Origin of the sequence: Paenibacillus sp. P3E (assembly GCF_001909045.1) — a bacterium.
GTDB lineage: Bacteria > Bacillota > Bacilli > Paenibacillales > Paenibacillaceae > Paenibacillus_AQ > Paenibacillus_AQ helianthi.
On the sequence record NZ_LVWH01000181.1, the window covers coordinates 21331 to 44533 of the forward strand.

General features: G+C 51.8%; 25 protein-coding genes. 8 read left to right on the forward strand and 17 right to left on the reverse strand.

Annotated features, from left to right (window positions below; translation table 11 throughout):
* Window positions 1–25 precede the first annotated feature (25 nt).
* From A3842_RS20300 to A3842_RS20325, 6 genes are all read right to left on the reverse strand, one after another.
* Window positions 26–811, reverse strand: a complete 786-nt coding sequence (locus tag A3842_RS20300; protein WP_074102540.1) for an STM4013/SEN3800 family hydrolase — start codon at window positions 809–811, stop codon at window positions 26–28.
* Entirely contained in the window at window positions 808–2052 is a 1245-nt protein-coding gene (locus A3842_RS20305; RefSeq protein ID WP_074102541.1) for an STM4014 family protein, read from the reverse strand. The genes A3842_RS20300 and A3842_RS20305 overlap by 4 nt, the downstream gene beginning before the upstream one ends.
* Window positions 2052–2897 carry an STM4015 family protein gene (locus tag A3842_RS20310; protein ID WP_074102542.1) on the reverse strand — a complete coding sequence of 282 codons (846 nt, stop codon included), beginning with the start codon at window positions 2895–2897 and terminating at the stop codon, window positions 2052–2054. The genes A3842_RS20305 and A3842_RS20310 overlap by 1 nt, the downstream gene beginning before the upstream one ends.
* Before the next feature lie 232 nt (window positions 2898–3129).
* Window positions 3130–5073: a PTS fructose transporter subunit IIABC gene (locus A3842_RS20315; protein ID WP_074102543.1), complete on the reverse strand. Its 1944-nt coding sequence runs from the start codon at window positions 5071–5073 to the stop codon at window positions 3130–3132.
* 37 nt (window positions 5074–5110) lie between these two features.
* Window positions 5111–6022, reverse strand: a complete 912-nt coding sequence (pfkB, locus tag A3842_RS20320; RefSeq protein ID WP_074102544.1) for a 1-phosphofructokinase — start codon at window positions 6020–6022, stop codon at window positions 5111–5113.
* Window positions 6023–6054: 32 nt separating this feature from the next.
* Window positions 6055–6816, reverse strand: a complete 762-nt coding sequence (locus A3842_RS20325) for a DeoR/GlpR family DNA-binding transcription regulator (protein ID WP_074102545.1) — start codon at window positions 6814–6816, stop codon at window positions 6055–6057.
* Window positions 6817–7204: 388 nt separating this feature from the next.
* Here A3842_RS20325 and A3842_RS20330 point away from each other — a divergent pair, with 388 nt between their 5' ends.
* Window positions 7205–7504, forward strand: a complete 300-nt coding sequence (locus A3842_RS20330; RefSeq protein WP_074102546.1) for a hypothetical protein — start codon at window positions 7205–7207, stop codon at window positions 7502–7504.
* A gap of 20 nt (window positions 7505–7524) precedes the next feature.
* Here A3842_RS20330 and A3842_RS20335 read toward each other — a convergent pair whose 3' ends face one another.
* Complete coding sequence (locus A3842_RS20335; RefSeq protein ID WP_143186326.1) at window positions 7525–7998, reverse strand: hypothetical protein; 474 nt, start codon at window positions 7996–7998, stop codon at window positions 7525–7527.
* A gap of 166 nt (window positions 7999–8164) precedes the next feature.
* Between A3842_RS20335 and A3842_RS20340 the strand changes: the two genes are divergently transcribed.
* Entirely contained in the window at window positions 8165–9265 is a 1101-nt protein-coding gene (locus A3842_RS20340; protein WP_074102548.1) for an AI-2E family transporter, read from the forward strand.
* A gap of 84 nt (window positions 9266–9349) precedes the next feature.
* Here the strand turns inward: A3842_RS20340 and A3842_RS20345 are convergent, their stop codons facing one another.
* The 4 genes from A3842_RS20345 to A3842_RS20360 form a co-directional block, all read right to left on the reverse strand.
* A complete protein-coding gene (locus tag A3842_RS20345; RefSeq protein ID WP_074102549.1) occupies window positions 9350–9754 on the reverse strand; it encodes a hypothetical protein in 405 nt (134 codons plus the stop codon).
* Between the two features lie 37 nt (window positions 9755–9791).
* On the reverse strand, window positions 9792–10460 hold the full coding sequence (gene ung, locus A3842_RS20350) for a uracil-DNA glycosylase (RefSeq protein WP_074085392.1): 669 nt from the start codon (window positions 10458–10460) through the stop codon (window positions 9792–9794).
* A 78-nt stretch (window positions 10461–10538) separates the two neighbouring features.
* The gene (gene rnhA / locus A3842_RS20355) at window positions 10539–11204 is read right to left on the reverse strand and encodes a ribonuclease H (RefSeq protein ID WP_074102550.1); all 666 of its coding nucleotides are present in this window, start codon (window positions 11202–11204) and stop codon (window positions 10539–10541) included.
* 148 nt (window positions 11205–11352) lie between these two features.
* Entirely contained in the window at window positions 11353–11928 is a 576-nt protein-coding gene (locus A3842_RS20360) for a TetR/AcrR family transcriptional regulator (protein ID WP_074102551.1), read from the reverse strand.
* A gap of 157 nt (window positions 11929–12085) precedes the next feature.
* Between A3842_RS20360 and A3842_RS20365 the strand changes: the two genes are divergently transcribed.
* Both A3842_RS20365 and A3842_RS20370 read left to right on the forward strand, forming a co-directional pair.
* A complete protein-coding gene (locus A3842_RS20365; protein ID WP_083606942.1) occupies window positions 12086–12646 on the forward strand; it encodes a hypothetical protein in 561 nt (186 codons plus the stop codon).
* An 87-nt stretch (window positions 12647–12733) separates the two neighbouring features.
* On the forward strand, window positions 12734–14083 hold the full coding sequence (locus A3842_RS20370) for a metallophosphoesterase (protein WP_074102565.1): 1350 nt from the start codon (window positions 12734–12736) through the stop codon (window positions 14081–14083).
* Between the two features lie 77 nt (window positions 14084–14160).
* On the opposite strand, the gene A3842_RS20375 is transcribed toward A3842_RS20370, so the two are convergent.
* The 5 genes from A3842_RS20375 to A3842_RS20395 form a co-directional block, all read right to left on the reverse strand.
* Window positions 14161–14712, reverse strand: a complete 552-nt coding sequence (locus A3842_RS20375; protein WP_074102552.1) for a hypothetical protein — start codon at window positions 14710–14712, stop codon at window positions 14161–14163.
* A 31-nt stretch (window positions 14713–14743) separates the two neighbouring features.
* Window positions 14744–15871 (reverse strand): DNA alkylation repair protein, encoded by a 1128-nt coding sequence (locus tag A3842_RS20380; protein ID WP_074102553.1) that lies wholly within the window; start codon window positions 15869–15871, stop codon window positions 14744–14746.
* 159 nt (window positions 15872–16030) lie between these two features.
* Complete coding sequence (locus A3842_RS20385) at window positions 16031–16738, reverse strand: hypothetical protein (RefSeq protein ID WP_074102554.1); 708 nt, start codon at window positions 16736–16738, stop codon at window positions 16031–16033.
* A 44-nt stretch (window positions 16739–16782) separates the two neighbouring features.
* Window positions 16783–17316 (reverse strand): hypothetical protein, encoded by a 534-nt coding sequence (locus A3842_RS20390; RefSeq protein WP_074102555.1) that lies wholly within the window; start codon window positions 17314–17316, stop codon window positions 16783–16785.
* 25 nt (window positions 17317–17341) lie between these two features.
* Window positions 17342–17695: a DUF3139 domain-containing protein gene (locus A3842_RS20395; RefSeq protein ID WP_074085400.1), complete on the reverse strand. Its 354-nt coding sequence runs from the start codon at window positions 17693–17695 to the stop codon at window positions 17342–17344.
* 132 nt (window positions 17696–17827) lie between these two features.
* On the opposite strand from A3842_RS20395, the gene A3842_RS20400 reads away from it, so the two are divergent.
* Window positions 17828–18067 (forward strand): hypothetical protein, encoded by a 240-nt coding sequence (locus tag A3842_RS20400; RefSeq protein ID WP_256701782.1) that lies wholly within the window; start codon window positions 17828–17830, stop codon window positions 18065–18067.
* 215 nt (window positions 18068–18282) lie between these two features.
* The gene (locus tag A3842_RS20405; protein ID WP_074102557.1) at window positions 18283–18480 is read left to right on the forward strand and encodes a hypothetical protein; all 198 of its coding nucleotides are present in this window, start codon (window positions 18283–18285) and stop codon (window positions 18478–18480) included.
* A gap of 228 nt (window positions 18481–18708) precedes the next feature.
* Here A3842_RS20405 and A3842_RS20410 read toward each other — a convergent pair whose 3' ends face one another.
* On the reverse strand, window positions 18709–19680 hold the full coding sequence (locus tag A3842_RS20410; protein ID WP_074102558.1) for a pectinesterase family protein: 972 nt from the start codon (window positions 19678–19680) through the stop codon (window positions 18709–18711).
* A gap of 368 nt (window positions 19681–20048) precedes the next feature.
* On the opposite strand from A3842_RS20410, the gene A3842_RS20415 reads away from it, so the two are divergent.
* Together A3842_RS20415 and A3842_RS20425 are read left to right on the forward strand one after the other, a co-directional pair.
* Window positions 20049–21050 (forward strand): LacI family DNA-binding transcriptional regulator, encoded by a 1002-nt coding sequence (locus tag A3842_RS20415; protein ID WP_083609670.1) that lies wholly within the window; start codon window positions 20049–20051, stop codon window positions 21048–21050.
* A 726-nt stretch (window positions 21051–21776) separates the two neighbouring features.
* Window positions 21777–23198: a tagaturonate reductase gene (locus A3842_RS20425; protein ID WP_074102561.1), complete on the forward strand. Its 1422-nt coding sequence runs from the start codon at window positions 21777–21779 to the stop codon at window positions 23196–23198.
* Window positions 23199–23203: the final 5 nt, after the last annotated feature.

Below are 23203 nucleotides of genomic sequence, written 5' to 3' on the forward strand. Positions count from 1 at the left end.
CCTTTCAGGTACATTCGGTTATTGGCTAGAGAAAAAACTCCCGGTACGGAACATTCCATACGGTCTCATGCGCCAGCCGGTGCCCATGGTAGCCCTCTTCGCCGAAAGCCTCGCCATGATCTGAAAAAGCCAGGCAGAACACCGGGTTGCCGCGTTCACGAAATGCATCGAACAACCGGCCTAGCTCTCCGTCTACATATCGTAGTGCAGCGCGCTGGGTGTCGACGGAATCCTTCCGGGCACCTGGCACAAAGAAATGACTCGGACCGTGGATCGCCGAAACATTGAGAAACATAAACAGCCTTTGATCCAGCGGAGTATCCTTCAGCAGCTTAAGAGCATGGTTCACCTGGTGCTCTGTGGAGCGGGGATTCGTAACGCCGAACGTCATCCGCCAGTAGCTGTGCTGGAAATAGCCGGGCAGGACACGGGCGAGCGGCACTTTTTTGCTGAAAAAAATGACTCCCCCGATACAAACGGTCCGGTAGCCTTCGGCGGCAAGTCCAGACACCACATCCGGTGTATCAAACAGCCAGGTGTCCGGATGGGTCTTCATTCCGGTATTCCGCGAATGGAACAGCCTTACATGCTGAGACTTATCCGTAGTAGCCGGGGTAGGCAGAAATCCGCCAAAAAAAGCATGATGAGCCGCATAGGTGAAGCTCCCCGGCGTATGTCTTTTCTCCCAGGAACCGCTGCCGCACAGATTGGGGCAGTTCGCTTCTTCCAGAACCGCCGCATCATAGCGAAGGGTATCGAGAGTGATCATCAGCAGATCGTGGGTGCCGACAGTGGCATTCATGTCTATCATAAGTGTCCTTCCTTTATTAACTGCTTCAGCTCCCACTCATAGGTGCCAAAGCCCTGATATTCTACGTCATAGAGCAAGTCACCAAAAGGATTCACATCGGCAGCATATGTCTTCCCTGAACCGGCGGATACCAGGACGTCTATTCCTGCGACAGCAGATCGAGGAAAAGCCGCCAGCGCCCGTACCGCTGTATCCCGCACTTCCTCCTGAACCTCCCCGGAAAGACCGGCCTCTGCCGGAGTCATCCGCCGGCTGCGCAGATGAAGATTCGTGATAGGCGTAGAGCTTACCCGGGCAATGGAGTGGCAGGCCCCGCCCAGCACCACCAGCTGACGGATGTCGAGCGAAGCTCCACCTGCACCTGATTTTGGAATCCACTGCTCGGCATATACGCCGTGGCGGCAGAGCCAGTTGATCAATCCGGCAATCATGCGGCTGTCGGTATAACGCCGCAGCTTGCCGGAATTATAATAGATAGGGGGACGGGTAATATAATGTTCTACCCCCACAGTGGTCACAGCAATCTCCGCGCCTGTAGACGGGTTCATCTGGTAGGCGATAACACCGGAGGCAGCGGACCCGCAGGCAAGCTTAATAAAAACCCGGTGCATCCGCTGCCGGTGCATCTGTTCACGGATAGAGGCGTAATCTACCCGTGTCCCCTCTTCACCAAGCGGCCGGGGAATCCTGACACCAGCAGACGCCAGAAGCTGCTGGGTGCACCGTTTGTCGGTCATCGCCGCAATATCCTGCGGATCATTCAACCACCGGGACTCCGGCAGAACGAGAGACGCCTCTTCCCGCAGCCTGGCCAGCAGGCGGCAATACCCGCGAAACCACTGGGAAGGATGGTGCAGAACACCAGGCATTTCCCGAAGTTTGCCGGCCGTTTTGAAGCTCAGCGGGAACAGATCCTGCTCCTGCCCGAAGGGATGCAGAGCATCATTGTAATCCCCGGCATCGGGCGCTCCCAGCGCAATCAGGGCCCGTTCCACCTCAAAGCTGCCCCCTGGCGAATCCAGCCGGAGCAGCGGAGCGCACATGCCGGAGGTTAACCTGTTCTGCATATCTAGGATTCCCTCCGCTTCGAGCAGTCCGGCCAGCGTTTGACCTGCAAGCAGTCCGGTATATGGCAAGATGATCGCCGGAGGCAGTCCGAGACGGCTTCTTGCCTGCTGAATTCCGCCAGTCCGTCTGTCACCGGGAATGCCGATGACGACCAGCGGCCGCGTCTCCTTCATCACTCGGTAATGGAAGGATACCGCCAGTCTTCGTCATCATCGCTGGTCTGCCGGTCGCTGACATCAACAGGCAGACCGCTCTTCTGCCAGCGTGCCACCATCTCTTCTGACATGTAGTGATGGCTGAGGTTCAGCGCCTTCAAGCCCTTTATCCGCTGGCTGGCCAGAAGAGCTTCCGCTCCTTCATCACTAAGAGTGCCAAGCGAAAGGTCAAGGGTATCAAGCTGGTCCAGGATAGGGGCATCAGCAACTGCTTTGGCGATTTCATCCTGAATTTCGCTGTTTTTCAGGCCGAGGTAAGTAAGCTTGGGGAACTTGCCTGGCTCAATAAGCGGAGTCAGATCCGCAAGACTCCCGTCAAAGCCATAATTATCTACTCCAAGATACAGCTCCAGCTTGCGCAGATTCGGCAGCTTAGAAGCCGCGATCTCAGCCAGAACGTCTTTCCCCAGGCCGCCGGTAATAATAATCAGTTCTTCCAGCTTGTCATGCTGCAGGTTCTTCAGGCTCAATTCGTTCCCGCCCTGAATCGTGAGCGATTGAAGCTCCGGGAAAGCCGGCAAGAGCGGAGAAAGATCACTTTGGGTAATCCACGAGATCTCACATTCCTCATAACCCATCTCGCCGATGAACAGCTTACGCAGCGCCGGGAAGCTTGCACTGTACTTCACGAGCTCCCCGACAACCTCCTCCGAGCTGTTCTCATAGGCCTGGCCCCAGTCTCCGATAATAAGGCTGCTCAGCGAAGCTGCTTCAGGACTCATACTTAAGCGTTCAATCGCATCCGCTATCCGTTGGCCATCTTCAAATTCATCATATCCAATCACAAGCTTTACTTCCGACATGAATAATCCCTCCCGGCAAATTTTGGCTCTTCAAATTACCCTAACATCTTGCAGGAGGGTAGGTCAAATCCGTCCAGAGGCTTCAGGTAAAAGTAAAAGGTACTGGGCCAATTAGCAAATTCTTCTATGAGCCAGTGTGCCTGAGCAGCGGGACTTTCTTCTCCTTACCATAACAAAGAGGTTGCCCCGTCAACGAATGACTTCGGGACAACCTCATTGGATTATGCTATGCTCAGCCGTTTCTCAGCGGCTTTTTCCACAGGCCAAGCGTTAATCCGGAGATCACAGAACCGATCAGGACGGCCAGGATGAACAGCAAGGCATTGCTGGACAGTGCGGCTACGAAGATACCGCCATGCGGTGCAGGGACGTTGATTTTCCATAACTGGGTCAGACCACCGGCAACAGCTGAACCTGCGATACAGGAGGTGAGTACACGCATCGGATCGGCTGCAGCAAAGGGAATAGCGCCTTCCGTAATGAATGATAGACCCAGCACATAGTTCGTGAGACCGGATTTACGTTCTGTTTCGGTAAATTTATGTTTGAAGAAGGTTGTGGCAAGGGCAATAGCCAGTGGAGGAACCATCCCTCCGGCCATAACGGCCGCCATCATTAATCCGTTCGTGTTGCCGCTGGAGGTAAATACGCCAATGGCAAACGTGTAAGCCGCTTTGTTGAACGGTCCACCCATATCAATCGCCATCATGCCCCCGAGAACCAGACCGAGCAGAACTGCATTGCCTGTTCCCAGATTGTTAAGTCCGCTGATCAGGCCTTCATTTAGCCAGCTGAATACCGGATCGAACAGGTAGAACATAATCCCGCCGGTAATCAGCAGGCTGAACACCGGGTAGAGCAGAATCGGCTTCAATCCATCAAGTGTCTTGGGCAGGCCCGCAAACGCTTTGCGGAGCATAATGACCACATAACCTGCCAGGAAACCGGCGGCCAGACCACCAAGGAAACCGGCATTGGAATTAAGGGCCATATACCCGCCGACCATACCCGGCATCAAGGCAGGACGGTCACCGATGCTGAGCGCGATGAAGCCGGCCAGGATTGGAATCAGGAAATGGAAGGCACCATCACCGCCGCCAATCGTCTGCAGCAGCTTGACGATCGGATTATCAACACTCGCCACCTGCTCGAACAGGAACGAGATAGCCAGCAGAATCCCGCCGCCGACCACGAACGGCAGCATATGAGAGATGCCGTTCATCAGATCCTTGTAAATTCTGCTTCCAACGCTGCCGGATTTCTCTGCCGGAGCCTCATCTCCGTCTCGTCCCTCACTCCGGTAGATTGGAGCCTCTCCCTTAATAGCTTTGGTGATCAGCTCTTCAGGCTTACGAATACCGTCACTTACCGGTCTTTGCAGCACCGGCTTGCCGGCGAAACGTGCCATCTCAACTTTTTTGTCGGCGGCAATAATGACACCGCTGGCCCGGGCGATTTCGTCCGCAGTCAGTACATTCTGAGCCCCTTCTGACCCATTTGTCTCCACGCGGATATTTACGCCCATTTCCTTGGCTTTTTTCTTCAGTGCGTCTTCCGCCATATAGGTATGGGCAATCCCTGTTGGACAAGCAGTTACAGCAACGACAAAGCTTTGCGAATCCGGGTTGCCCACAATTACACGTTCGGGCGCCTTCGGTTTGGTTCCACCAGTGCCGGCTGCTTCATTCGCCTTTGCTTCAGCTTCTGCTTCAGCTTCTGCTTCGGCTTGTTTGGCATCAAATAGCGCAGTCACTTCATCAGGTGTCCGGGCATTCATCAATGCTTCAATGAATTCGCTTTCAATGAGCAACCTGGACAATGCAGCCAGTGTGCGAAGGTGCATATTTCCAGCTCCCTCTGGAGCAGCTATCATGAAAAACAGCTTCGCAGGCTCATCATCCAAAGAGGCATAATCTACTCCCGCAGCGCTTTTGGCAAACACTACTGTAGCTTCATTGACCGCTTTGGTCTTGGCATGCGGCATGGCGATTCCCCCGCCAATTCCCGTGCTGGACTGCGCTTCGCGCGCCAGAATCTTTTCCTTGAACAATACGGGATCATTAATCCGTCCGCTGGCCGTCAGGCTGGCGATCAATTCATCAATCGCCGCTTCCTTAGACACCGCCTGAAGGTTCATGATCATTGTTTCTTTTATCATCAGATCTGTAATTTTCATTACAATCCACTCCCTTAATCACATGTGTACTGCTTGGTTAAATCTGTTCAATTTCAATCTGTGTCCGCAGCTGCCCGATTAGTGCTATCTCTGCAAGGTCATCTGAGAATGCTGTCGCACTGCCAGAAGCCACGCCTGTCCGGAAAGCCTCCAGTACATCACCAGTCATAGATAGCGTACCCACAAATCCGGCGATCATCGAATCTCCTGCTCCTACGGAGTTCTTCACCTTGCCCTTCGGCGCATTGGCATAATATACGCCTTGATCTGAGATGAAGAGTGCTCCCTCACCAGCCATGGAAACCAGAACGTAACGTGCTCCCAATTCCATCAATCTGCGGCCGTAAGTGATAATTTCATCTCTTGTGTTAATTCTGACCCCGAACAGTTCTGCCAGTTCATGATGGTTGGGCTTCACAAGAAGCGGTTCCAGCGCAAGCGCATCTTTCAGTGCCTGGCCTGTGGTATCGATGACAAATTCGGCCTCTTTACGCTTGCATATGTCAATCAGTCTGCTATAGAAGGCTGCTCCCAGCGAAGGTGGCACACTGCCCGACAAAACGAGGATATCGCCTGCCTGTAGTGCCTCCAGCTTAAGCACCAGAGCTTCCGCTTCAATATCCCGGATCACCGGTCCGGTTCCGTTAATCTCCGTCTCTTCCCCGGCCTTTAGCTTGATGTTAATCCGGGTGTCATCATTTACCGTTACGAAGTCACTGGAGATGTTCTCTTCACCCAGCCACTGCTCGATGTATCTCCCGGTAAATCCCCCTAGAAAACCGGTGGCCGTATTGGGTACCTCCAGCGTGTTCAGTACACGGGAAACGTTAATGCCTTTGCCACCAGGGAGCTTGAGGTCGCGTGTCATCCGGTTTAAACTGCCAAGCTTCAAATCTTCAACTTCCACGATATAGTCAATGGAAGGATTAAGCGTCACAGTATAGATCATGGTTATCCCTCTTTATTATGGTTTTCTTGTCCTCACACCAAGGTGTAGTCGAGGTCCAAGCCTTTCAGCCCGCGAATGAAGCCTTCAGGTGTCTCTCTATCCAGAATGCAGTGATCCATCTCCCGCAGGTCAGCCACCTTACAGAAGGAAACCTGCCCGATTTTGCTATGGTCGGCCAGCAGAATAACCTGTTTGGCCACGGAAATCATTTTGCGCTTAGTCGCAGCTTCAAGCATGTTAGGAGTGGTGATGCCTTCGCGTAAATCCAATCCGTTGGTACCCAGAAATGCTTTATCCACACGCACCATTTCCAGCGAACGCTCCGTCATTGGCCCTACAAAAGCCAAGGTATCCTGCCGGAGCATTCCTCCTGTAATTGAAACTTCGATATTACGGCAATCCTTCAGCTCATTCAGGGCAATCATGGAATTGGTGATTACCTTAAGGTTCGAGAATGCCCTCAGCGCCTTGGCGATTTGCAGTGTTGTTGTTCCGCCGTCCAACAGGATGGCGTCACCATCTTGAATCATTTCTACAGCCTTGTGTGCGATTCGCTGCTTCTCATCCAGATACCGGTCCGCCTTATCGGGAATCGCCGCTTCAAAATTGACACTCTGCAGTGAAACTGCTCCGCCATGCGTGCGTTTCAGCAGCCGCGATTCTTCAAGTTCCTTCAAATCACGGCGTACCGTGGACTCTGACACTCCCAGTTCCTGGCTGAGCTCCTGGACTGACGCCCGGGTATGCTTCTCCACAAAGTGGACAATGCTCCTTTTCCGTTCCTCTTCAAACATAGCGCTCACTCCTTGTGAACAGCGGCAAAATATGAAACCTTACATTTCGTGGACTTTAGAGAACTACGGTCGAAATGAGCAGAAATCATGATTGTTGATGATTATTTGTGATTGTTTCTGCTCACTTGTGATTATAACAGCGTTTTCATTCGTAGTAAAGCAATTTTTCTTTGGTTTATTTTCCTCTTCAGACAGCAAAGATATACCCGTTTGACAGAGGGGATCCAGTATAACATTTGAACATTTCGCGTTGCTCAATCAAGCACAATTGGAGCACGTAATCCGCATGAGAAATAGGCCTTCGAAATATCCTCTCAATTGCCTATTTCACCCCGGCACACTTTGACATATTTTATATTACATATGGGAAAAAGCAGGTGAACAGGCGATGGCTCATAATAACTACTTGGGAAACGGGAATAACGGGAATGGCGGCAATACAGCTAAGGGCAATACGGCTAAGGGCAATAATACAACCCCCGTCGAAGGTGAAGAGCTGGATGCGGAAGACTATGCCATTATTGCGGCGGGCCTGACGGCACTAGGGGAAATTTTCGCCTTTTTATCTCTTGTAAAAGCCAAACAGGTATCCAAAGAAACTGGTGGTAAAGTCAACGTAGATCCGATTCTGTTCGTGCAATCCAGGAAAAAAAAAGCGGCGAAACGGAAAAACCGTTCACCGCGTTGATTATCTATACTTTGAGGGCCTTACGGAGCGTCTAGCGGAATGGCATGATGCAGCCCGAACAAGGAGCTCACCTCCTGCTGGCTCTGCTCTTCCTTCAGAGCTACGATGACAATAATATGTTCCTTGTCGGCATGTCTTGCATAGAGCTTTACATCTTCCATGGGAATTCCGATGCCAATCAGACTGACGTCAAGACCGTCCCTGTCCAGATCCGCCCCCGCCAGTTTGTGGGCTGCCGGCCCGGCCGCTACAGCAGTATCAGGCAGCATATCCAGCCCTATACCGAGTCCTTTGGCGGTTCCGAACAAACCTCCGTTACCTTCGCCGGCTTCTGTCCGGCCAATCCCCGTATCATGGCTGATGATCTCCAGCGTATTCTTCTGTTTCGTTACAGCCGAGACCTGTTTCGGCTTGATTCCGTGCGCACACACGTCCTCTATCGCAAGGATGACATCACTCCGATGTTCAAATATCCCCAGAACCAGTTTCGTCACTGTCATCCCTCCTCCTGTTTTAATGCGATATTAACCGCTGCTTCCGGTACCTAAACCAGAGATGCTGATTTGCATCTGAACGTACTGAATCAATCCCTCTTAATTCGGTTATAAAGATAGAATTGATACATAAATGCTATAATCAATAGAATTAGGGGGTGCTGCAGTGCTGCAAAGCAAATATTTCAGAACATGCCTGGCCATTATCGCATTCTTGACGATTCTGTATCTGGGCTCCAAAGTCGCTTTTCTCATCTCACCGCTGGTAGCGATCTTCAATCTGCTGCTTGTACCGATGATGCTGTCCGGCTTCATGTATTATCTGCTAAGGCCGCTAGTCAATCTTCTGGAGAGTAAAAAGCTGAACCGTATGCTTTCCATTCTCCTCATCTATATCGTATTCCTAGGTCTGTTTGTGCTCTTCTGGGTGCTGGTCTGGCCGACACTTCGTGAGCAGATCCAGAATTTCATCGACAATACACCTTATCTGGTGCAGGGACTTCAGGACCAGTTCACCAAGCTGCAGAACGACCCCACCTTCTCCCGCTTCTTCAAAAGCGATGCTGATCTGTCAGCAAAGCTCTCGGGATACTTGAACGATGCCATCACCTGGGTTAGCAATTCGATGACCAATCTGATCAGTGTCGTGTCCAGCATCGTTGTGGTGATCGCTACCCTGCCCATTATTCTCTATTACATGCTAAAGGACGGGCACAAGCTCTCACCGATCCTGATTAGTCTGGTACCCAGGAAGTTCCGTAAGGAAGGGCAGGACATGCTGGTCGATATTGACAGCGCACTGAGCGGGTTCATCGTTACACGAGTGCTGCTGAACGTGGTCCTGGGAGCCATGCTCTATGTAGGGTTCCTGATCATTGGCCTGCCTTACTCCCTGCTGCTCGCCATCATTTCCATCCCACTTAACTTCATTCCGTATGTCGGTTCACTGCTGGCCGCAATACCCGTCGTCATCGTTGGCTTCATTGAATCTCCGACGATGGCCCTCTGGTCACTGGTGATCATTGTAGTTGCCCAGCAGATCCAGGATAATGTGCTGTCTCCGATAATTTACGGCAAATCCCTGGACGTGCATCCGTTGACAACCGTAATTCTCGTGCTGGTAGGGGGCGAATTCTATGGCATCATCGGTGTGCTGATCGCACTCCCGGTCTATATGATCCTCAAAATCATTTTCCTGCGGATCTACGAGATTATCATTGCCGAACGGGTCGAAGATGTTGTCGTTACCAAAGAAGAGCAGCTGTGACCCTGAGCGTCAGCTTCGGTTACAGCAACAACCAAAAGGCGCAGGCTCTCGTTACGGAGCCTACGCCTTTTTAGTCCGAACCGTTCAGCCCCGAAGAGAACGCACTACAAAAATATGGCTGCCTTTTGGCAGATTCTGTCCATCCTTGAGCGTGACGGAGCCCTTGGTATGGGAAACAATTGTTGTATTGTAAGCAATCAGCTGATCGCCTTTCCAGACGGTGACCGCTGATTTGAAATAGATTGCATTGTCGAACTGCTGGCGTTCTCTCATGACATATCCGACCACATGCAGCGTTGGGGCCAAGGATCTCTCTTTGGGGGCCAGAGCTTTGATGTACACAATGTCGCGAAAAGGCACGGCAATTTCCTGATGACCAATGACAGCTACGGAAGCTGCCGGGTCCCATTTACGCAAAACACCTTTCATGACCGTGTAGGGTTCTTCGCCACAATACATAATAACTGGTCTGCCTACCCAATGCTTCATGGCTCCACCCCCTTAGCTGTATCCAAATCCAAGTTATCTATATATTCGGTATGGACCAATTGATTCCCTGTAAGCCTTTCGATTCCAAGTACTTGTTCGCCTGGGAAAAGGGACGGCTGCCCAGAAAACCCCGGTGCGCCGAGAATGGGCTCGGATGCGGGGACTTCATCACAAGGTGGCGGCTGGGGTCGATATAGGCTCCTTTTTGCTGGGCATAACTGCCCCAGAGGATAAAGACCATGGGTTCCTGCCGTTCGTTCAGCTTCTCCATCACCGCATCGGTGAAAGTCTCCCAGCCGAGTCCTTTATGGGAATTAGGTTGTCCTTCCCGGACCGTCAGCACAGCATTCAGCATCAGAACCCCTTCCTCCGCCCAGTGCAGCAGCGAGCCGTGGTTCGGAACTGGCACATCCATGTCTGAGTGCAGCTCTGTGTAGATATTTCGCAGGGAAGGTGGGATCCGCACCCCGGGTTTGACCGAGAAGCTGAGTCCATGTGCCTGTCCCGCTCCATGATAGGGGTCTTGCCCCAGTATGACTACTCTTGTCTTGCTGTACGGCGTCAACTTAAGCGCTGAGAATAATTCGTCTTTGGGCGGATATACCGTGTACTCTTTGTATTCCCGCGCCAGCCCATAACGCAGCTCCTGAAAATAAGACTTCAATGTCTCTTCCTGCAGGATTTCATCCCAATCGTTACCGAACATTTATGTTTCCTCCCGCTCCCATGCGTGTTATTCATTCTTTACCTGATATTACCCAAAATATAGCTGGCTCCCGGCAGTTTATTTCCGCCCGTAATCAGCCTTGATCTCTCCCCACTCTTTGGTCTGCCACTTGAGTACTTTGTTCTTGTATGTATTCGTCTGCAGCCAGTGTTCCGCGCGGTCAATCAGTGTCCAGATTTCCTCGGTTGAAGCATCACGCGGCAGCGTGGTGGCAACCTTCTTTTGCTTAACCCATTTCATGGCATTCACGGAATCACTGTAAATCGTGCGGCTGCTTCCTTCTTTATTCAGCAGAGCCAGCGCGTGGACAATCGCCAGGAACTCCCCTAGATTATTGGTGCCTTTCTTGATCGGTCCGCATGAAAAAATGAGATCCCCGGTCTGCGTATCGACCCCCTTATATTCTACAGGTCCAGGGTTGCCGCGGGTCCCCACGTCTACGGAAATGCTGTCGTAATCAATCTCCGCCGAAGACTCAGCAGTTGTTGTACTGCGCTTATACGTGCTTGCAGATTTGCTCTTCCCTGCACCCGAGGCTGCGGCTCCGGTTCCCCAGTTCCCCTTCCACCCTGCCTTGTAGGCGGCGTCTGCCTCCGCTCTGGATTCGTAGGATTTATACTTTGCCCCTGTAAAATGATCCGTCTGCGCCTGGCATTCCGCCCATGTCCCGTATACTCCCGGGTTCTTGCCTTCCCATACTACGTAATATTTCTGCTTGGCCATTGAACCTAGCCCCTTTCTGCCGTAACTTTATTACCCTAACATGTGATAATTTTATTTTGGAATTGGCCATGACTCCAGCAAATGTTGGACTTTCGGCAATATTATTGGATAATATACCAGCCGGGGGTTCATAATATCCCCATGGTCATTAATCCAGCATCGCAAGTGTGGTATCGGCTATAGTCTGCAGCTTGTCCTTATCCGGTGTGGTTTTGACCATGACCCGAAGACCCACCAGGGCATTATGCAGGAATACAGCCAGATTAGCCGCCTGGTGACGGCTGGAGATTTCACCGCTCGCCTGCCCTTGTACGACTAATCGTTCAAAGAGCTGTTCCGTTTGCAGAAAAGCCTCATTTACCTTGGAGGTTGCCGCCGGATCATGATTAGCCAGTTCAACCGCCGTATTCACCAGCAGACAGCCTGTTGGCTCTGACTCCTGCTTGTAGATGATTGTATCAAACAATAGCCGGATGGCTTCCTTGGCGGAGTCCGTACCTTCCACACGACCCTCCATCTTGCTGGCGGTCATCTCTGCAAATCGTTCCATAGCCTTTATATATAAGGTGTGCTTGTCTCCAAAAGTATCATACATGCTCCGCTTATGAATACCCATACCGGTAACCAGATCCTGCATAGAAGTTTTTTCATAGCCCTGCTGCCAAAAGACGTTCATCGCCTTGCCCAGCACGTTGTCTACATCAAACTCTTTGCTTCTTGCCATAATCAAGCCCCTTTCTGCGTCTATTTTACCATTTATAGAACGTTCGGTAAATATTATACCCTAACCTATGAGTAATCTCACATTAATTCCGCACTAATCATTCTATATTAAATTTAAAGCATGTCGCATAGTCCCATACCCCAAGGAGGATATTCACATGAAGAAGCTAGCAGCCTTAGCAGCAGTATTCGTTCTGACATTGCTTGTCGGATGCGGAAACTCTGCGAACAATAATACGGCAGGCACCAACACGCCAGCGGGCAACGGAACCGCCAGCAATGCCACTGCTGCACCTGACGCTGTAACCTCGGCTTCCGTGGTTGACAACGGAGAGGATTTCAAAAAAGCGATCAGCAAGGACGGTACCTGGATTGCTGCTACCCTTAAGGATCTGACCTTCACGGAGGATCTCGTCGTCGACGGCCAATTCATCCACAAGAATGAACCGGCACGCAAGATCGCGCTGTACACGCAGGATGCAGATCACAACATCACCAACTCTTTTACCCTGACCGCACCCAAAATCACCATCAAAAGTGAAAATGCCCGAATTCAGGGCGGCACCTTTGTAGGTGACGTATATGTGGAGGCGAAAGGTTTCAATGTTGTGAATGCAACCATCAAGGGCAATGTCTATTTCTCCGATGAAAAGTACCAGGCCACCTACAGTGCATCGGACCAGGGAAAAGTAACGGGTGTAACAGAAGTTAAAAAATAATGTATAGGTTTCCGCACAAGGTGTTTCTCTAAAGGCATATTTGCCCGGGGAAGCACCTCTTTGCAGGTTATGGAGAAAGAGGCTATCATGCATATTTCATTCCGCAGGCTCGTGCTTATCCCGGTCCTGCTCACCGTGGCTTCATGCAGCGGGCAAGAGACTACGCCGCAGCAGTACCGGATTCAATCCGGTCATAATCTGACGATCATGACCACGACAGACACACACTACCTGTCCAAAAGCCTGACTGACTTCGGCCCGGCCTTCAATCAATTTCTCGCCGCCGGAGACGGTAAGCAACTGGGGTACAGTGAAGAAATCATTAGCAAACTGGGCCATGATATCGAAATCCGAAAGCCGGATGCGCTCATCATCAGCGGGGATCTCACCAACAATGGGGAAAAGCGCAGCCATAAGGATCTGGCCAAGCGACTAAAAATCATTGAACAGAATACCGGAACAAGGGTATATGTTATTCCCGGTAATCACGATATTCTGAATCCCTGGGCGCGCGAATTCAAGGACGAGCGGCAATATATGGCGGACAATATCACTCCAAAAGAATTCCGCAGCCTCTACCACGCCTTCGGGTATGACGAAGCCTTGCTTAACGATAAAGATACCCTGAGTTATCTGGCAGCCCCCTCTGAGGATCTCTGGCTTCTCATGCTGGACACCAGTCAATACGCTAACAATTCAGCACTTGGTCACCCCCAGCTGGATGGAAGAGTCCCTCCTTCCACATTGCAGTGGATCGATGAATGCGGAAAGCTGGCCTCAAGCAGTGGAGCGCATATCATAGCGGTCATGCATCACAGTCTGCTGGATCATAGTGACTTCATTCAAGAGGGCTTCACAGTTAATGACAATGCACAGGTGGTCGACGCCTTGAAGCGGAACGGAATTGCCACTGCACTCAGCGGCCATATCCATATTCAGGACATCAGCGAAAATAGCGGGGATGGCACCAGCATTTATGATATCGCGGACAGCGCCTTATCCGTGTATCCTCATCAATACGGAATGCTGAAGTACTCTTCTGCGGATCACACACTTGACTACAGCACCTCCAAGCTGAATATGGAGCTGTGGGCAGCTTCTTCCGGCAGCAAGGACAGTAATCTGCTGAACTTTGGCACCTATAGCGAGCAGAACTTCAGAAAGCGTTCCTCAACCCGAAGTTATGCCCGGCTGTCGGAGGATGAGGCTTATGACAAGTATTCAGACGCTGAGCTTCAGGTCATGGCGGATCTGGTGGGACGGCTCAACGAAATTTATTTTGCCGGCACAGCCAAGACTGACCTTCCGGGGTTGATCGCGTTAGACGGCTTCCGGCTGTGGCAGAACGCACCCTCAAGCGGACTCAAAAGCTATGTGCTTGGAATGGCTAGACGGGTTCCCAAAGACAACCATCAGCTTCACATTAAGCTTCCATAGCGGTAGCCGCAATACTTTGTCAGCCGAAAAAAGCGGAACCCCGCTGCTAAGGGTTCCGCTTTTATGTGTGTAGCCGATTAATCATATCCCCCAACCGCTTCAGGAAGCGCCTGGTACTCGGGTCTGCTCTGGACCAGCTTCACGATCTTAATCCGCAATGCTTCGAGTCTCTTGGCATCGGCTGTGATTTCGCAATTCGCTTCACTCCAATTAAGTGTTTCCTGCTGACCATTCACCTGAATCGTCCAGTGTTCTTCGGTGTAGGGTTCACGCCCACAGGTCTTGTCCTTAATCTCCAGCTCCAGGCCGCCCAGCGCATTCATCCCGCGTAGCTGCTGATAAATATCATCCATTTCAGCGTCTGTCAGTCGGAGATTTATTGTCGCTGTACCGTTGGAGATCAAATCCTTCGTTACCGTACCGTTGAAGGTATTAATCTCATTCCGGGCTGTGATGCCATAACGGACAGAAAAAGCGAAGTCCCCGGGCTTCTTCTCCGGCATGGTGACAGCTGCCGGAGGCGACTCAGCCGACTCTTCAGGAGCAGAGCTTCTTGTGTCTCCGCAACCCGCAAGCAGAGGCACCAGCAGGGACAGCAGCATAACCGGATATACCAGTCTTCCGTTCATACCCGGCCCCCTCACATATAAATATACTTAATCATAGCTTCAGGTCTCCAAGGTGCTGCGGCTTCAGCACAAGCACTGCAGATGCGGCTTCACGCCCGTTCACCAGCAGCGTGAGGGTATGCTCTCCCGCATAGTGGCGGCGGGTGGTCAGATCTGCCCAACGGTGAGTCCGTTTTCCGGTCAACCGGGCGCCGCCGGGAACTGTTTTGTCCGAGAGCAGGAACAGCTTGCGCGAGGTCTTGCCCCCGGCTTTCACAAAATCAATACCGTATTCTACACGTATACGGACCGCTTCCCCCTCACGAATGGAAAGGGCATAAGCTAGCTCACAGCTGTCGCCTATGTGCAGTTCCGCAGGCTCTACAGACAGGACGGCACTGACGGCCAGAGGTGTCTCGTTCTCCTGGCTAGCATAACCAAAGAGGGCCATGATCTCAGGGTCCGCTTTGCGGATCAGTGTGCGGCATCCATGGCGCACAATCCAGTCCGTATGCGCACTCACACCCTTCCAGCGCCGTACGGTATCCATCACAACTTCGGGATGGTCCTTGGCAATGTCGTTCAAATTGTTCGCCACACTCTTGCGGACGTACAGCGAAGGGTCAGCCTTCAATTGTTCCAGCACCGGCAGCACCGGCGACGGGTCACGCTTGAACATGGGCAACGCCTGCCCCCAAGGCAAGCGGGGCCGGCTTCCTTCACTGGACAGCCGCCGTACATGCTCATTGGGATGCTTCGACCATTGCAGCATCTGTGCCATCATCCGTTGCGGGTCATGCAGCAGAAAGGGGCGGACAGCGAATTCCGCCGATGATCTGGGCGTGAAGCGCTCCAGTGCTGTCATAGACAGCTCAAAGTGTTCATCGCTGGTACCATACACCTCGACGAAATCGGGGAAGAACAGATAAGGGAAGCCTACACATTCTTCATCTATCGCAAACAGAATCTCCAGAGCATCCTCATACCGCCGGGGCAAAAAGGTTCCCAGCGTCTCCGTGATCCGCCGCATCCGTCCTTTAAGCTCCAGCGCCTCCCAAGGGTCACGCATCGCTGCAGCGACAAAACCCTCAAGGTCGAAACTGCCGTGTACTTCCTTCACCTTCGTGCCGAAGCCGCGCAGAAATTCCTCGTTGTACATTGCTTTTAGCGGTTCTGCCATTGTTGTCTCCTCCTGCCGGTTCTCTGTCTCATTATTCCGTTTCAGTGTAGCCAGAAAATCGTAGCATAACTAACCGGACAGCTTTATGTCATATTTCGCTGAGCAGACCTTTTTCAGAGCATCAATCATTGCAACTCACTCATAGTGTGAATCCACTTACTATTCATGTGTTTTTACAGTTCCAGCCAGCCCTGTTCCTGTCTCTTGGTCACAATCCGGTCCCGGAACCACAACACCGCCGCTCTTCAAATCCACAATGCGGCTTCTTGTGTCGGCCTTGGAAATGTACAGCGGCTGACCATTTGCATCTATACAGTAGGAGATGGGGATGGACACTCCGCAATTCCGGTAGGAGCCGTCAGCATGACTGGTTCCGATAACAGGGCATTTATACTTCACAGCAATCTGTGCAGCTTCCTCTGTCCACATAGTAAACTGTTCTTCACTGAACATGCCCACGCCAATCGGATGGGCTATGAAATCCAGAGATTCGGCTTGCCCCTCCAGCCCGTTCAGTCCCTGTAAGATCTCCACACACAGCAGATAACCGATCTGCATACCTAAGGCGTCAGCCACTGATGGAGCATACAGCTCTCCTTGCATGGGAGACTTCGCCCGTTCAAGGAGAATTTCTCCGCCGGGCCCAATCATTAATGCCCGGTCCTTGTGGTTCTCATCTCTATAGCTGGTAATCACCAGCTTTCGGTGCTGCCTGGCAAGGCCGCGAAGGGTCTGCACACTGCCCGGATCCGTCACATATCCTTCAGGATAGAGTACCGCATCGCATAAATTGGACCACTGCCGCAGCTCTTCTTGCAGCTTCAACAAACCAGCTTCGTGGTACGGCTGGGAGACCAGCAATCTCATCGGGATTCCTCCATAAATTTTACTTTTTAGCGTTCAAACCTTCTTCAGTTCAACAACGCTTCGACTTCATCCATGCTCTTCTTGGCCCTGCTGTTCAACCCCCGTTTGTCTTTGAGGCCCAGCTGCTCCAGCTCATGACCCGGATCGACCACAAGAGGCTGCCTGGTGACAGATTGCAGCAGCTCAGCGGCGGCCCGGCAGGCGGTGAATAACTGCTCACGGGACAATACTTTTTTATGGGAGCGGATGATGCCCACCAGGTTTTCGGAGAACCGCAGTCTGACGATGCTGTCTGTGCTCATGAGATTGCGTGAAGCAAACGATACTATCTTTTCCGCCATTTCAGGATTCGGATATTGCCTGGAAAGCGTCTCTAGCGTGTCCACAGCTTCCCAGTCGCGGATCGACAACTGCTTCAGATATCCCGCAATCATATCCTCTGCCCATTGTTTTTCTGTTTCTTTGTCGACCTCGTACTGCTTATACTGCTGCAGCACACCTTCACGGTGCATCTGTATGGGGTTCCCCAGATAACGGGTGAACAGTTCCCTGGCTTGCTCTGTGTTATTTTTTTCCATGCTGCAGACCGCCTTAATCTTATATTTAATCCAGAGGAACGTAATGCTTCAGGCTCTTCTCCGTGACCCCCTGGTCCAAGCCTTTCCGGGAAATCTCGTGGCTGAATTGTATCACTCCAGCGTGTGCAAAATAAGTATACTCCACCTCCGGCTCGTCTCTAAACTTGACATGTACAACAAACGGTGGGGCCTTAATGGTCCATTTCCCTTTTACCGAAGCAATTTCCGCCCGGGCATAGCCCATTTCTTCAGTCAGGTAAACTTTGACCCTGTGAGCATAGACTATGGTGCCAATCCTTGCATAGACGATGGGAGTCAGCACGATGAGCAGTCCGAGGACCGCCAGCGTAATAACAAGTGTCTTTTTTGCAGCGCTCATGCATTTTTTCCTCCTCCACTTGAAACACAAAGCGTTATTTTCACAAATCCTGCAAATTAAATCCTATTTTCAAAATGCAAAGGCTGTCGTATTATAGATAAAAAGCTTTTGTAGCTAGACGCGCTAAAGCGAATGAACGGAGGAATATCAGCCATGCCGCAGACACTCGTTAAAAATGTTGATTTTTTTGTCGCTGCACTGTCGCAGACCTTTGTGTCCGCGTTGCAGCTCGATCCTGACGGAATGTATTCCCAGGTGGGGATCGGAATCGTGGAAAAGTTTGCCGAAGACTATGTGCGTCTCAAAAGATTCGACGGCAGTATATCCCACTACGACCGGGAAATCACGAAATTTCAGCATAACAAAGCTTAGCCTCCATATTATTACATTCCGCTTTAAGCATGAATTTCCTGCTTTCTCCAATTGAAGGACCTCCACGAAGGACCTCCAGCTCTATAGCTTTCGCCTTTGCCAAATGCTGCTTCCCCATGCACACTGGTTCAGATCCGTCCATATGGTGTACTCGTTACATAAGATAGGCGTTTTGGACATATTCTAACTTCGGCAGCATGGAAAGGAATGAGAGTATGAGCGACAAAGAGAAATTCAAAGACAAACGGAGCGCCGGTTTTAATCAGATTCCCGATGCGAGCAGACCTGGACAGACGGCATCTACAGACAAGCTGGATGATATCGTCGGAGGCATTATGGACAATGTGCAGGAAACTCTTACAGGAGATTCTCCTAAGGATGCCGGCCAGAAGGATAAAGCCAAGGATAAATAAAATCTTATGAAAAAGCGGACACCTGAGAGGATCAGGTGTCCGCTTTTTTGGGGGTTGCCACGGCAGCGGCAAACCGGGTTATTGCATGATTGAGAAGATAGAACCGTAAGGAGACCAGCAGATTCAGCCGCATCCCCTTGTACAGCTTCATCAGTATTGAAAAGGATGCTTCTCCTGCATGCTGCCGTCCATGATCAGGTACTCGAAGTCGGGCATGGTCTCTGCTGTCTAGCTATGGGTACCCGCCCTCTTCCAGAAATCCGTACCGGCAAAAATCTGTGCTTTGCCTGGTGCCTCCTCAGACACATCAGGCAAAAGCGCCCAAGCGGCACGCTGTCCCCGCAAGGGATCATCACCCGCCACACCGTATTCGCAATATCTCACGGTCCGTTCATTATGCGGATCATCCCAATGATCCCAGCCCCGGGGATCAATATGTCTGCCGTAGCGGCAATTCACAAGTTCGGTCCGGGCGTAACTGCGCCATGGCCGTCCCAGGTAGACCCCGGTTACGCCTGGATCAGCCGTTAAGAAGCACCCGCTGAAAATATACCCGTATTCCTGACCCTCGGGTGTGGACGCTGCCGTTATGTATCCCTCACCCTGGCCGTAATGTAGCAGACTGCGGATTTCACAATGTTCGAAATAGGCTGCTGCCCCTCCAAAAATAAAGTCCACTGTTCCCTCAATATAACAATGGGTATAGAGCTGGCGGCAGCGGTCATGCCGCTTTTTGAGCGGGATGCCGCCGAAGGGCTTGCCCTCCTTAGTCGCAGGAGGCAGCGGTCCCGTTAACAGGGTATCCTGATATCCCTTGAAGGTACAGTTGCGGAAGACCGTCTCGTCACAATGAGCATATACCGCCACGGCCTGCCCAATATCTGTTCCCTGTCCGGCCGTATTGGCAACCGTCAGATTCTCCACAACCAAACGGTGTCCCCCAAGGAAGAGCGTCGGGGTGGCAAAGGTGGTGATCTCTTCACCTGCGGCGTCCAGTTCCCTGGCATACCGGTTCATGGTAATTACCACGTGGCCAATGCCGATAATCCGCAGATGGGAACGGTATATCCTTACCGTTTCCTCGTATACACCTGACAAAATATACAGCGTTCGTTCTTCATCCTCCGGCTGAGATTCCAGCGCATTTACTGCTTCCTGTATGGTATGAAAATCACAGAAGGCTTCTTTTCCTACCAGCATCTGTTCTTCCTCCTCATCCATCGGCTTCACGTACAGGCCTGGCGCATCAGGTAGGCCTGTTCTCGTATTCTCCACAGACCTGCAGGAATGCGCCTAAGCCTTCTTGGTCATTGGTGATCACGGGTGCATTGATATAATAGGTAAAACTTCCTACTCGACGGGCCCGGCGACCCAAACCGGCTACCTGGCAGGTTTAATTCAGATTCAGGAGGCTCTCATTTATCTCAGGCAAGCAAATAAATTATAGCGCCAGAGATGGCATTCTGCCACAAAAATTTTAACGTGTGCATTTTAACATTTCCTTGACTTGACCGTGTGGAAATCGTAAACTGAAATCGTTAACAATTCTATTTTCCCGGAGAGATATTATGATCACCATCAAAGACATTGCACGTGTCGCCGGCGTCTCCCATACGACCGTTTCCCGAGCGCTGAACGGCAGCCCGCTGATCAAGAAAGTAACCCGGGACAAAATCGAAAAAATCGCCGCCGAAATGAACTATGTGCCCAACTACAGCGCCAAGAGCCTGGTGACCAAAAGATCCTTCACCATCGGTCTGTTCTTCTCCAGTATTGAACAGGGGACCTCGGCCAGCTTCCTGGTCGATGCAATCAAAGGGATCAGCCACATCTTGGATGAGAACTTCAACCTGACGGTCAACGGTATTGACGGCGTTCACAACTTCGGCAATATTCAGCCGCAGCGTTTTGACGGCATTCTGGTCATGAGCCAGAGCGACGAGGATAATGCCTTCATCTATCATGTGAAGAAGATGGGGATTCCCCTGGTAGTGCTGAACCGCCAGCTTGAAGATCCCGGCATTATGAACGTGGTCGCAAATGACCGTGAAGGCGTGAAGGCAGCCATTGATTATGCTGTCCGGCAGGGACACCAGAAATTCGCTATTATCGAAGGCAAGCCTGGCTTCAAGTCATCAAGCGAGCGCAAACAGGGCTTCATGGACAGCCTGATTGCCCATCGTCTTCCGCTGAACTCCGATTACTTTGCGGCTGGAGACTACAGCATTGAGAGCGGATACGCGGCAATGGCTGCCCTGCTCCTGCTGGAAGATCCGCCGACAGCGGTGTTCTGCTCCAATGACGATATGGCGATTGGCGCGATGAACGCCTGCTACGCCCACAAGGCCGATGTTCCGGGCCAGATTTCCCTCATTGGATTCGATGATATTATGTTCGCCCGGTACACGAATCCAGCCCTGACCACAGTCCGCAAACCCATTACAGAGATCAGCGAGCTCGGCACCAAAATGCTGGTGCAGCTGCTTCAGCAGCCGGAGAGCAAGCCCCAGCAGTTGTTCGTGAATACTGCGTTAGTCACCCGCCAGACTGTTGCCGGGCTACAGAAGTAATGAGCCGGTATACGGAGGCTGAAGCAAGCGGAACTCTATGTGCAGCCGGCCGCCAAAGCGGATCAAGAGTGATTGACTTGTGAGTAAAGAGTGCTGGCGAGCGGAGAAAAAGTGACTCACGAGCGGGTAAGGAGTGCTGGCGAGCGGAACTGAAGCCATCCGCAGTGTAGATCAGGAACGGGCTGGGGGAGCGGGGCAACAGTTTGGGACGCAGTTCGGGACGCAGCTCGGGACACAGTTCGGGACGCAGTTCGGGACGCAGTTCGGGACGCAGTTCGGGACGCAGTTCGGGACTCAGCTCGGGACGCAGTTCGGGACGCAGTTCGGGACGCAGCCTCCCCGGACCCCACTCTGAATGTATAAGTTACTCTATTGAAGTGGAAAAAGTAGAACAAAATCAGCTATGGCAGAGGGTCCGAGATGTAATAGTGGAAAAAGTAAACATATTTCGGTCAAATCTGCTCATTTATGAGGATTTTGAGCGATTTAGATGCAATATTCCCACTAAACTCTGCAATCGAGTGTTTTCCTGCGGAATAGTTCTACTATTTCCACATAAACTTGCGAATCAGTATGATCTGACTTCACAAATGGCTGTTATGTGCAATTGTGAAGAGCAGTCATTATCCAGCTCCATCCGGTTAAAAAAAGAGCCTCTCTTTTTTTAAATAAAATGTTCACGTGTGCATTATTACAATACTTTATAAAGGAGATTATTGAACACTTATGACACAGCGTTTATCCAGAACCACTCAGCCCGGCCTGCCGCAATATCCGGAACGGATGATCCAATTTGGGGAAGGGAATTTCATGCGTGCTTTTGTTGACTGGCAGCTGCAGCAGATGAACCGGCAAGGCCTGTTTAACGGAAGCGCTGCAGTTGTTGTGCCTATCGGCCAGGGACTCGGCGGACTGATGGCCGAGCAGGATCATCTTTACACGGTGCTGTTGAACGGCATCATGCAGCAGCAGCCTGTCAATTCACGTGAGATCATCACCAGCGTTAGCCGGGTGATCAATCCCTACAGCGATTATGAGACTTATCTGGCTCTGGCCGAGAATGACGAACTGGAGTTCATCACCTCCAATACGACAGAGGCAGGCATCGCCTATCACCCCGGAGACAAGCTGGAGGATGCGCCGCCTGCAAGCTTCCCTGCCAAGCTGACCGCCCTACTGCACAGACGGTTTGAGCTGGGCAAAAAAGGCTTCGTGATCATCCCCTGTGAGCTGATTGACCGCAATGGCGAGAAGCTGGAGGAAATTGTGCGGCAGTACGCTAATGAGTGGAATCTGGGTGAAGCCTTCCTGCAGTGGCTCAGTGATGAGAACACCTTCTGCTGCAGTCTGGTTGACCGGATCGTTCCGGGATATCCGCGTGACAAGGCCGCTGAACTGGAAAGCGAGCTGGGCTACCTCGACAAGCTGATGGTAACCGCAGAGCCGTTTCTGTTCTGGGTCATTGAAGGCCCGTCCTGGCTGTCTGAACGGCTGCCCCTGGCCAAAGCCGGGCTGAACGTAGTCGTTACAGATGACATGACCCACTACCGTGAGCGGAAGGTTCATCTGTTGAACGGCCCGCATACGGCCATGGTTCCCCTAGCCATGATGGCAGGGCTCGAAACGGTGGAGGATGTGATGAACGATGAAACATTCTACCGCTATGTGCGCGAGCTTTTGGATGAAGAGCTCATTCCGATGCTGGATCTTCCCGAGGAGGAGCTGCTCTCTTACGCAGACGCTGTGCTTGAGCGGTTCAAAAACCCGTTCATCCGCCATGAGCTGGCCTCGATTTCCCTGAACAGCATCTCCAAATTCAAAACCCGCCTCCTCCCTGTGCTGCTCCGGTATCAGCAGGAACGCGGCCAGCTGCCGCCGCTGATTACGCTGGCCTTCTCCGCACTGCTGCTCAGTTACCGGGGAGACCGCGTGAAGCGTCAGGACAGTGCTGAAGTGCTGGCGGTCTTCGATCAGGCGTGGAGCAATCCCTCCACATTCGCTGAAGCGATCCTGAAGGAAGTTAGCCTGTGGGGTCAAGATCTGACCAAGGTGCCGGGTCTTACGGAAGCGGTTAACACCCAGTTGCGCCAGCTTCAAAGCTCCGGCACCCGTGCGGCGCTGCAACAGCTAGTTAGTTCGGAAGCCTAATCCAT

Bases quoted from the DNA above. Each gene is read 5' to 3' on its own strand.
- A3842_RS20300 (WP_074102540.1), bottom strand. From the start codon at position 811: ATGATAGACATGAATGCCACTGTCGGCACCCACGATCTGCTGATGATC.
- A3842_RS20305 (WP_074102541.1), bottom strand. From the start codon at position 2,052: ATGAAGGAGACGCGGCCGCTGGTCGTCATCGGCATTCCCGGTGACAGA.
- A3842_RS20310 (WP_074102542.1), bottom strand. From the start codon at position 2,897: ATGTCGGAAGTAAAGCTTGTGATTGGATATGATGAATTTGAAGATGGC.
- A3842_RS20315 (WP_074102543.1), bottom strand. From the start codon at position 5,073: ATGAAAATTACAGATCTGATGATAAAAGAAACAATGATCATGAACCTT.
- pfkB (WP_074102544.1), bottom strand. From the start codon at position 6,022: ATGATCTATACTGTGACGCTTAATCCTTCCATTGACTATATCGTGGAA.
- A3842_RS20325 (WP_074102545.1), bottom strand. From the start codon at position 6,816: ATGTTTGAAGAGGAACGGAAAAGGAGCATTGTCCACTTTGTGGAGAAG.
- A3842_RS20330 (WP_074102546.1), top strand. From the start codon at position 7,205: ATGGCTCATAATAACTACTTGGGAAACGGGAATAACGGGAATGGCGGC.
- A3842_RS20345 (WP_074102549.1), bottom strand. From the start codon at position 9,754: ATGAAGCATTGGGTAGGCAGACCAGTTATTATGTATTGTGGCGAAGAA.
- ung (WP_074085392.1), bottom strand. From the start codon at position 10,460: ATGTTCGGTAACGATTGGGATGAAATCCTGCAGGAAGAGACATTGAAG.
- rnhA (WP_074102550.1), bottom strand. From the start codon at position 11,204: ATGGCCAAGCAGAAATATTACGTAGTATGGGAAGGCAAGAACCCGGGA.
- A3842_RS20360 (WP_074102551.1), bottom strand. From the start codon at position 11,928: ATGGCAAGAAGCAAAGAGTTTGATGTAGACAACGTGCTGGGCAAGGCG.
- A3842_RS20365 (WP_083606942.1), top strand. From the start codon at position 12,086: ATGAAGAAGCTAGCAGCCTTAGCAGCAGTATTCGTTCTGACATTGCTT.
- A3842_RS20370 (WP_074102565.1), top strand. From the start codon at position 12,734: ATGCATATTTCATTCCGCAGGCTCGTGCTTATCCCGGTCCTGCTCACC.
- A3842_RS20375 (WP_074102552.1), bottom strand. From the start codon at position 14,712: ATGAACGGAAGACTGGTATATCCGGTTATGCTGCTGTCCCTGCTGGTG.
- A3842_RS20380 (WP_074102553.1), bottom strand. From the start codon at position 15,871: ATGGCAGAACCGCTAAAAGCAATGTACAACGAGGAATTTCTGCGCGGC.
- A3842_RS20385 (WP_074102554.1), bottom strand. From the start codon at position 16,738: ATGAGATTGCTGGTCTCCCAGCCGTACCACGAAGCTGGTTTGTTGAAG.
- A3842_RS20390 (WP_074102555.1), bottom strand. From the start codon at position 17,316: ATGGAAAAAAATAACACAGAGCAAGCCAGGGAACTGTTCACCCGTTAT.
- A3842_RS20395 (WP_074085400.1), bottom strand. From the start codon at position 17,695: ATGAGCGCTGCAAAAAAGACACTTGTTATTACGCTGGCGGTCCTCGGA.
- A3842_RS20400 (WP_256701782.1), top strand. From the start codon at position 17,828: ATGAACGGAGGAATATCAGCCATGCCGCAGACACTCGTTAAAAATGTT.
- A3842_RS20405 (WP_074102557.1), top strand. From the start codon at position 18,283: ATGAGCGACAAAGAGAAATTCAAAGACAAACGGAGCGCCGGTTTTAAT.
- A3842_RS20410 (WP_074102558.1), bottom strand. From the start codon at position 19,680: ATGCTGGTAGGAAAAGAAGCCTTCTGTGATTTTCATACCATACAGGAA.
- A3842_RS20415 (WP_083609670.1), top strand. From the start codon at position 20,049: ATGATCACCATCAAAGACATTGCACGTGTCGCCGGCGTCTCCCATACG.
- A3842_RS20425 (WP_074102561.1), top strand. From the start codon at position 21,777: ATGACACAGCGTTTATCCAGAACCACTCAGCCCGGCCTGCCGCAATAT.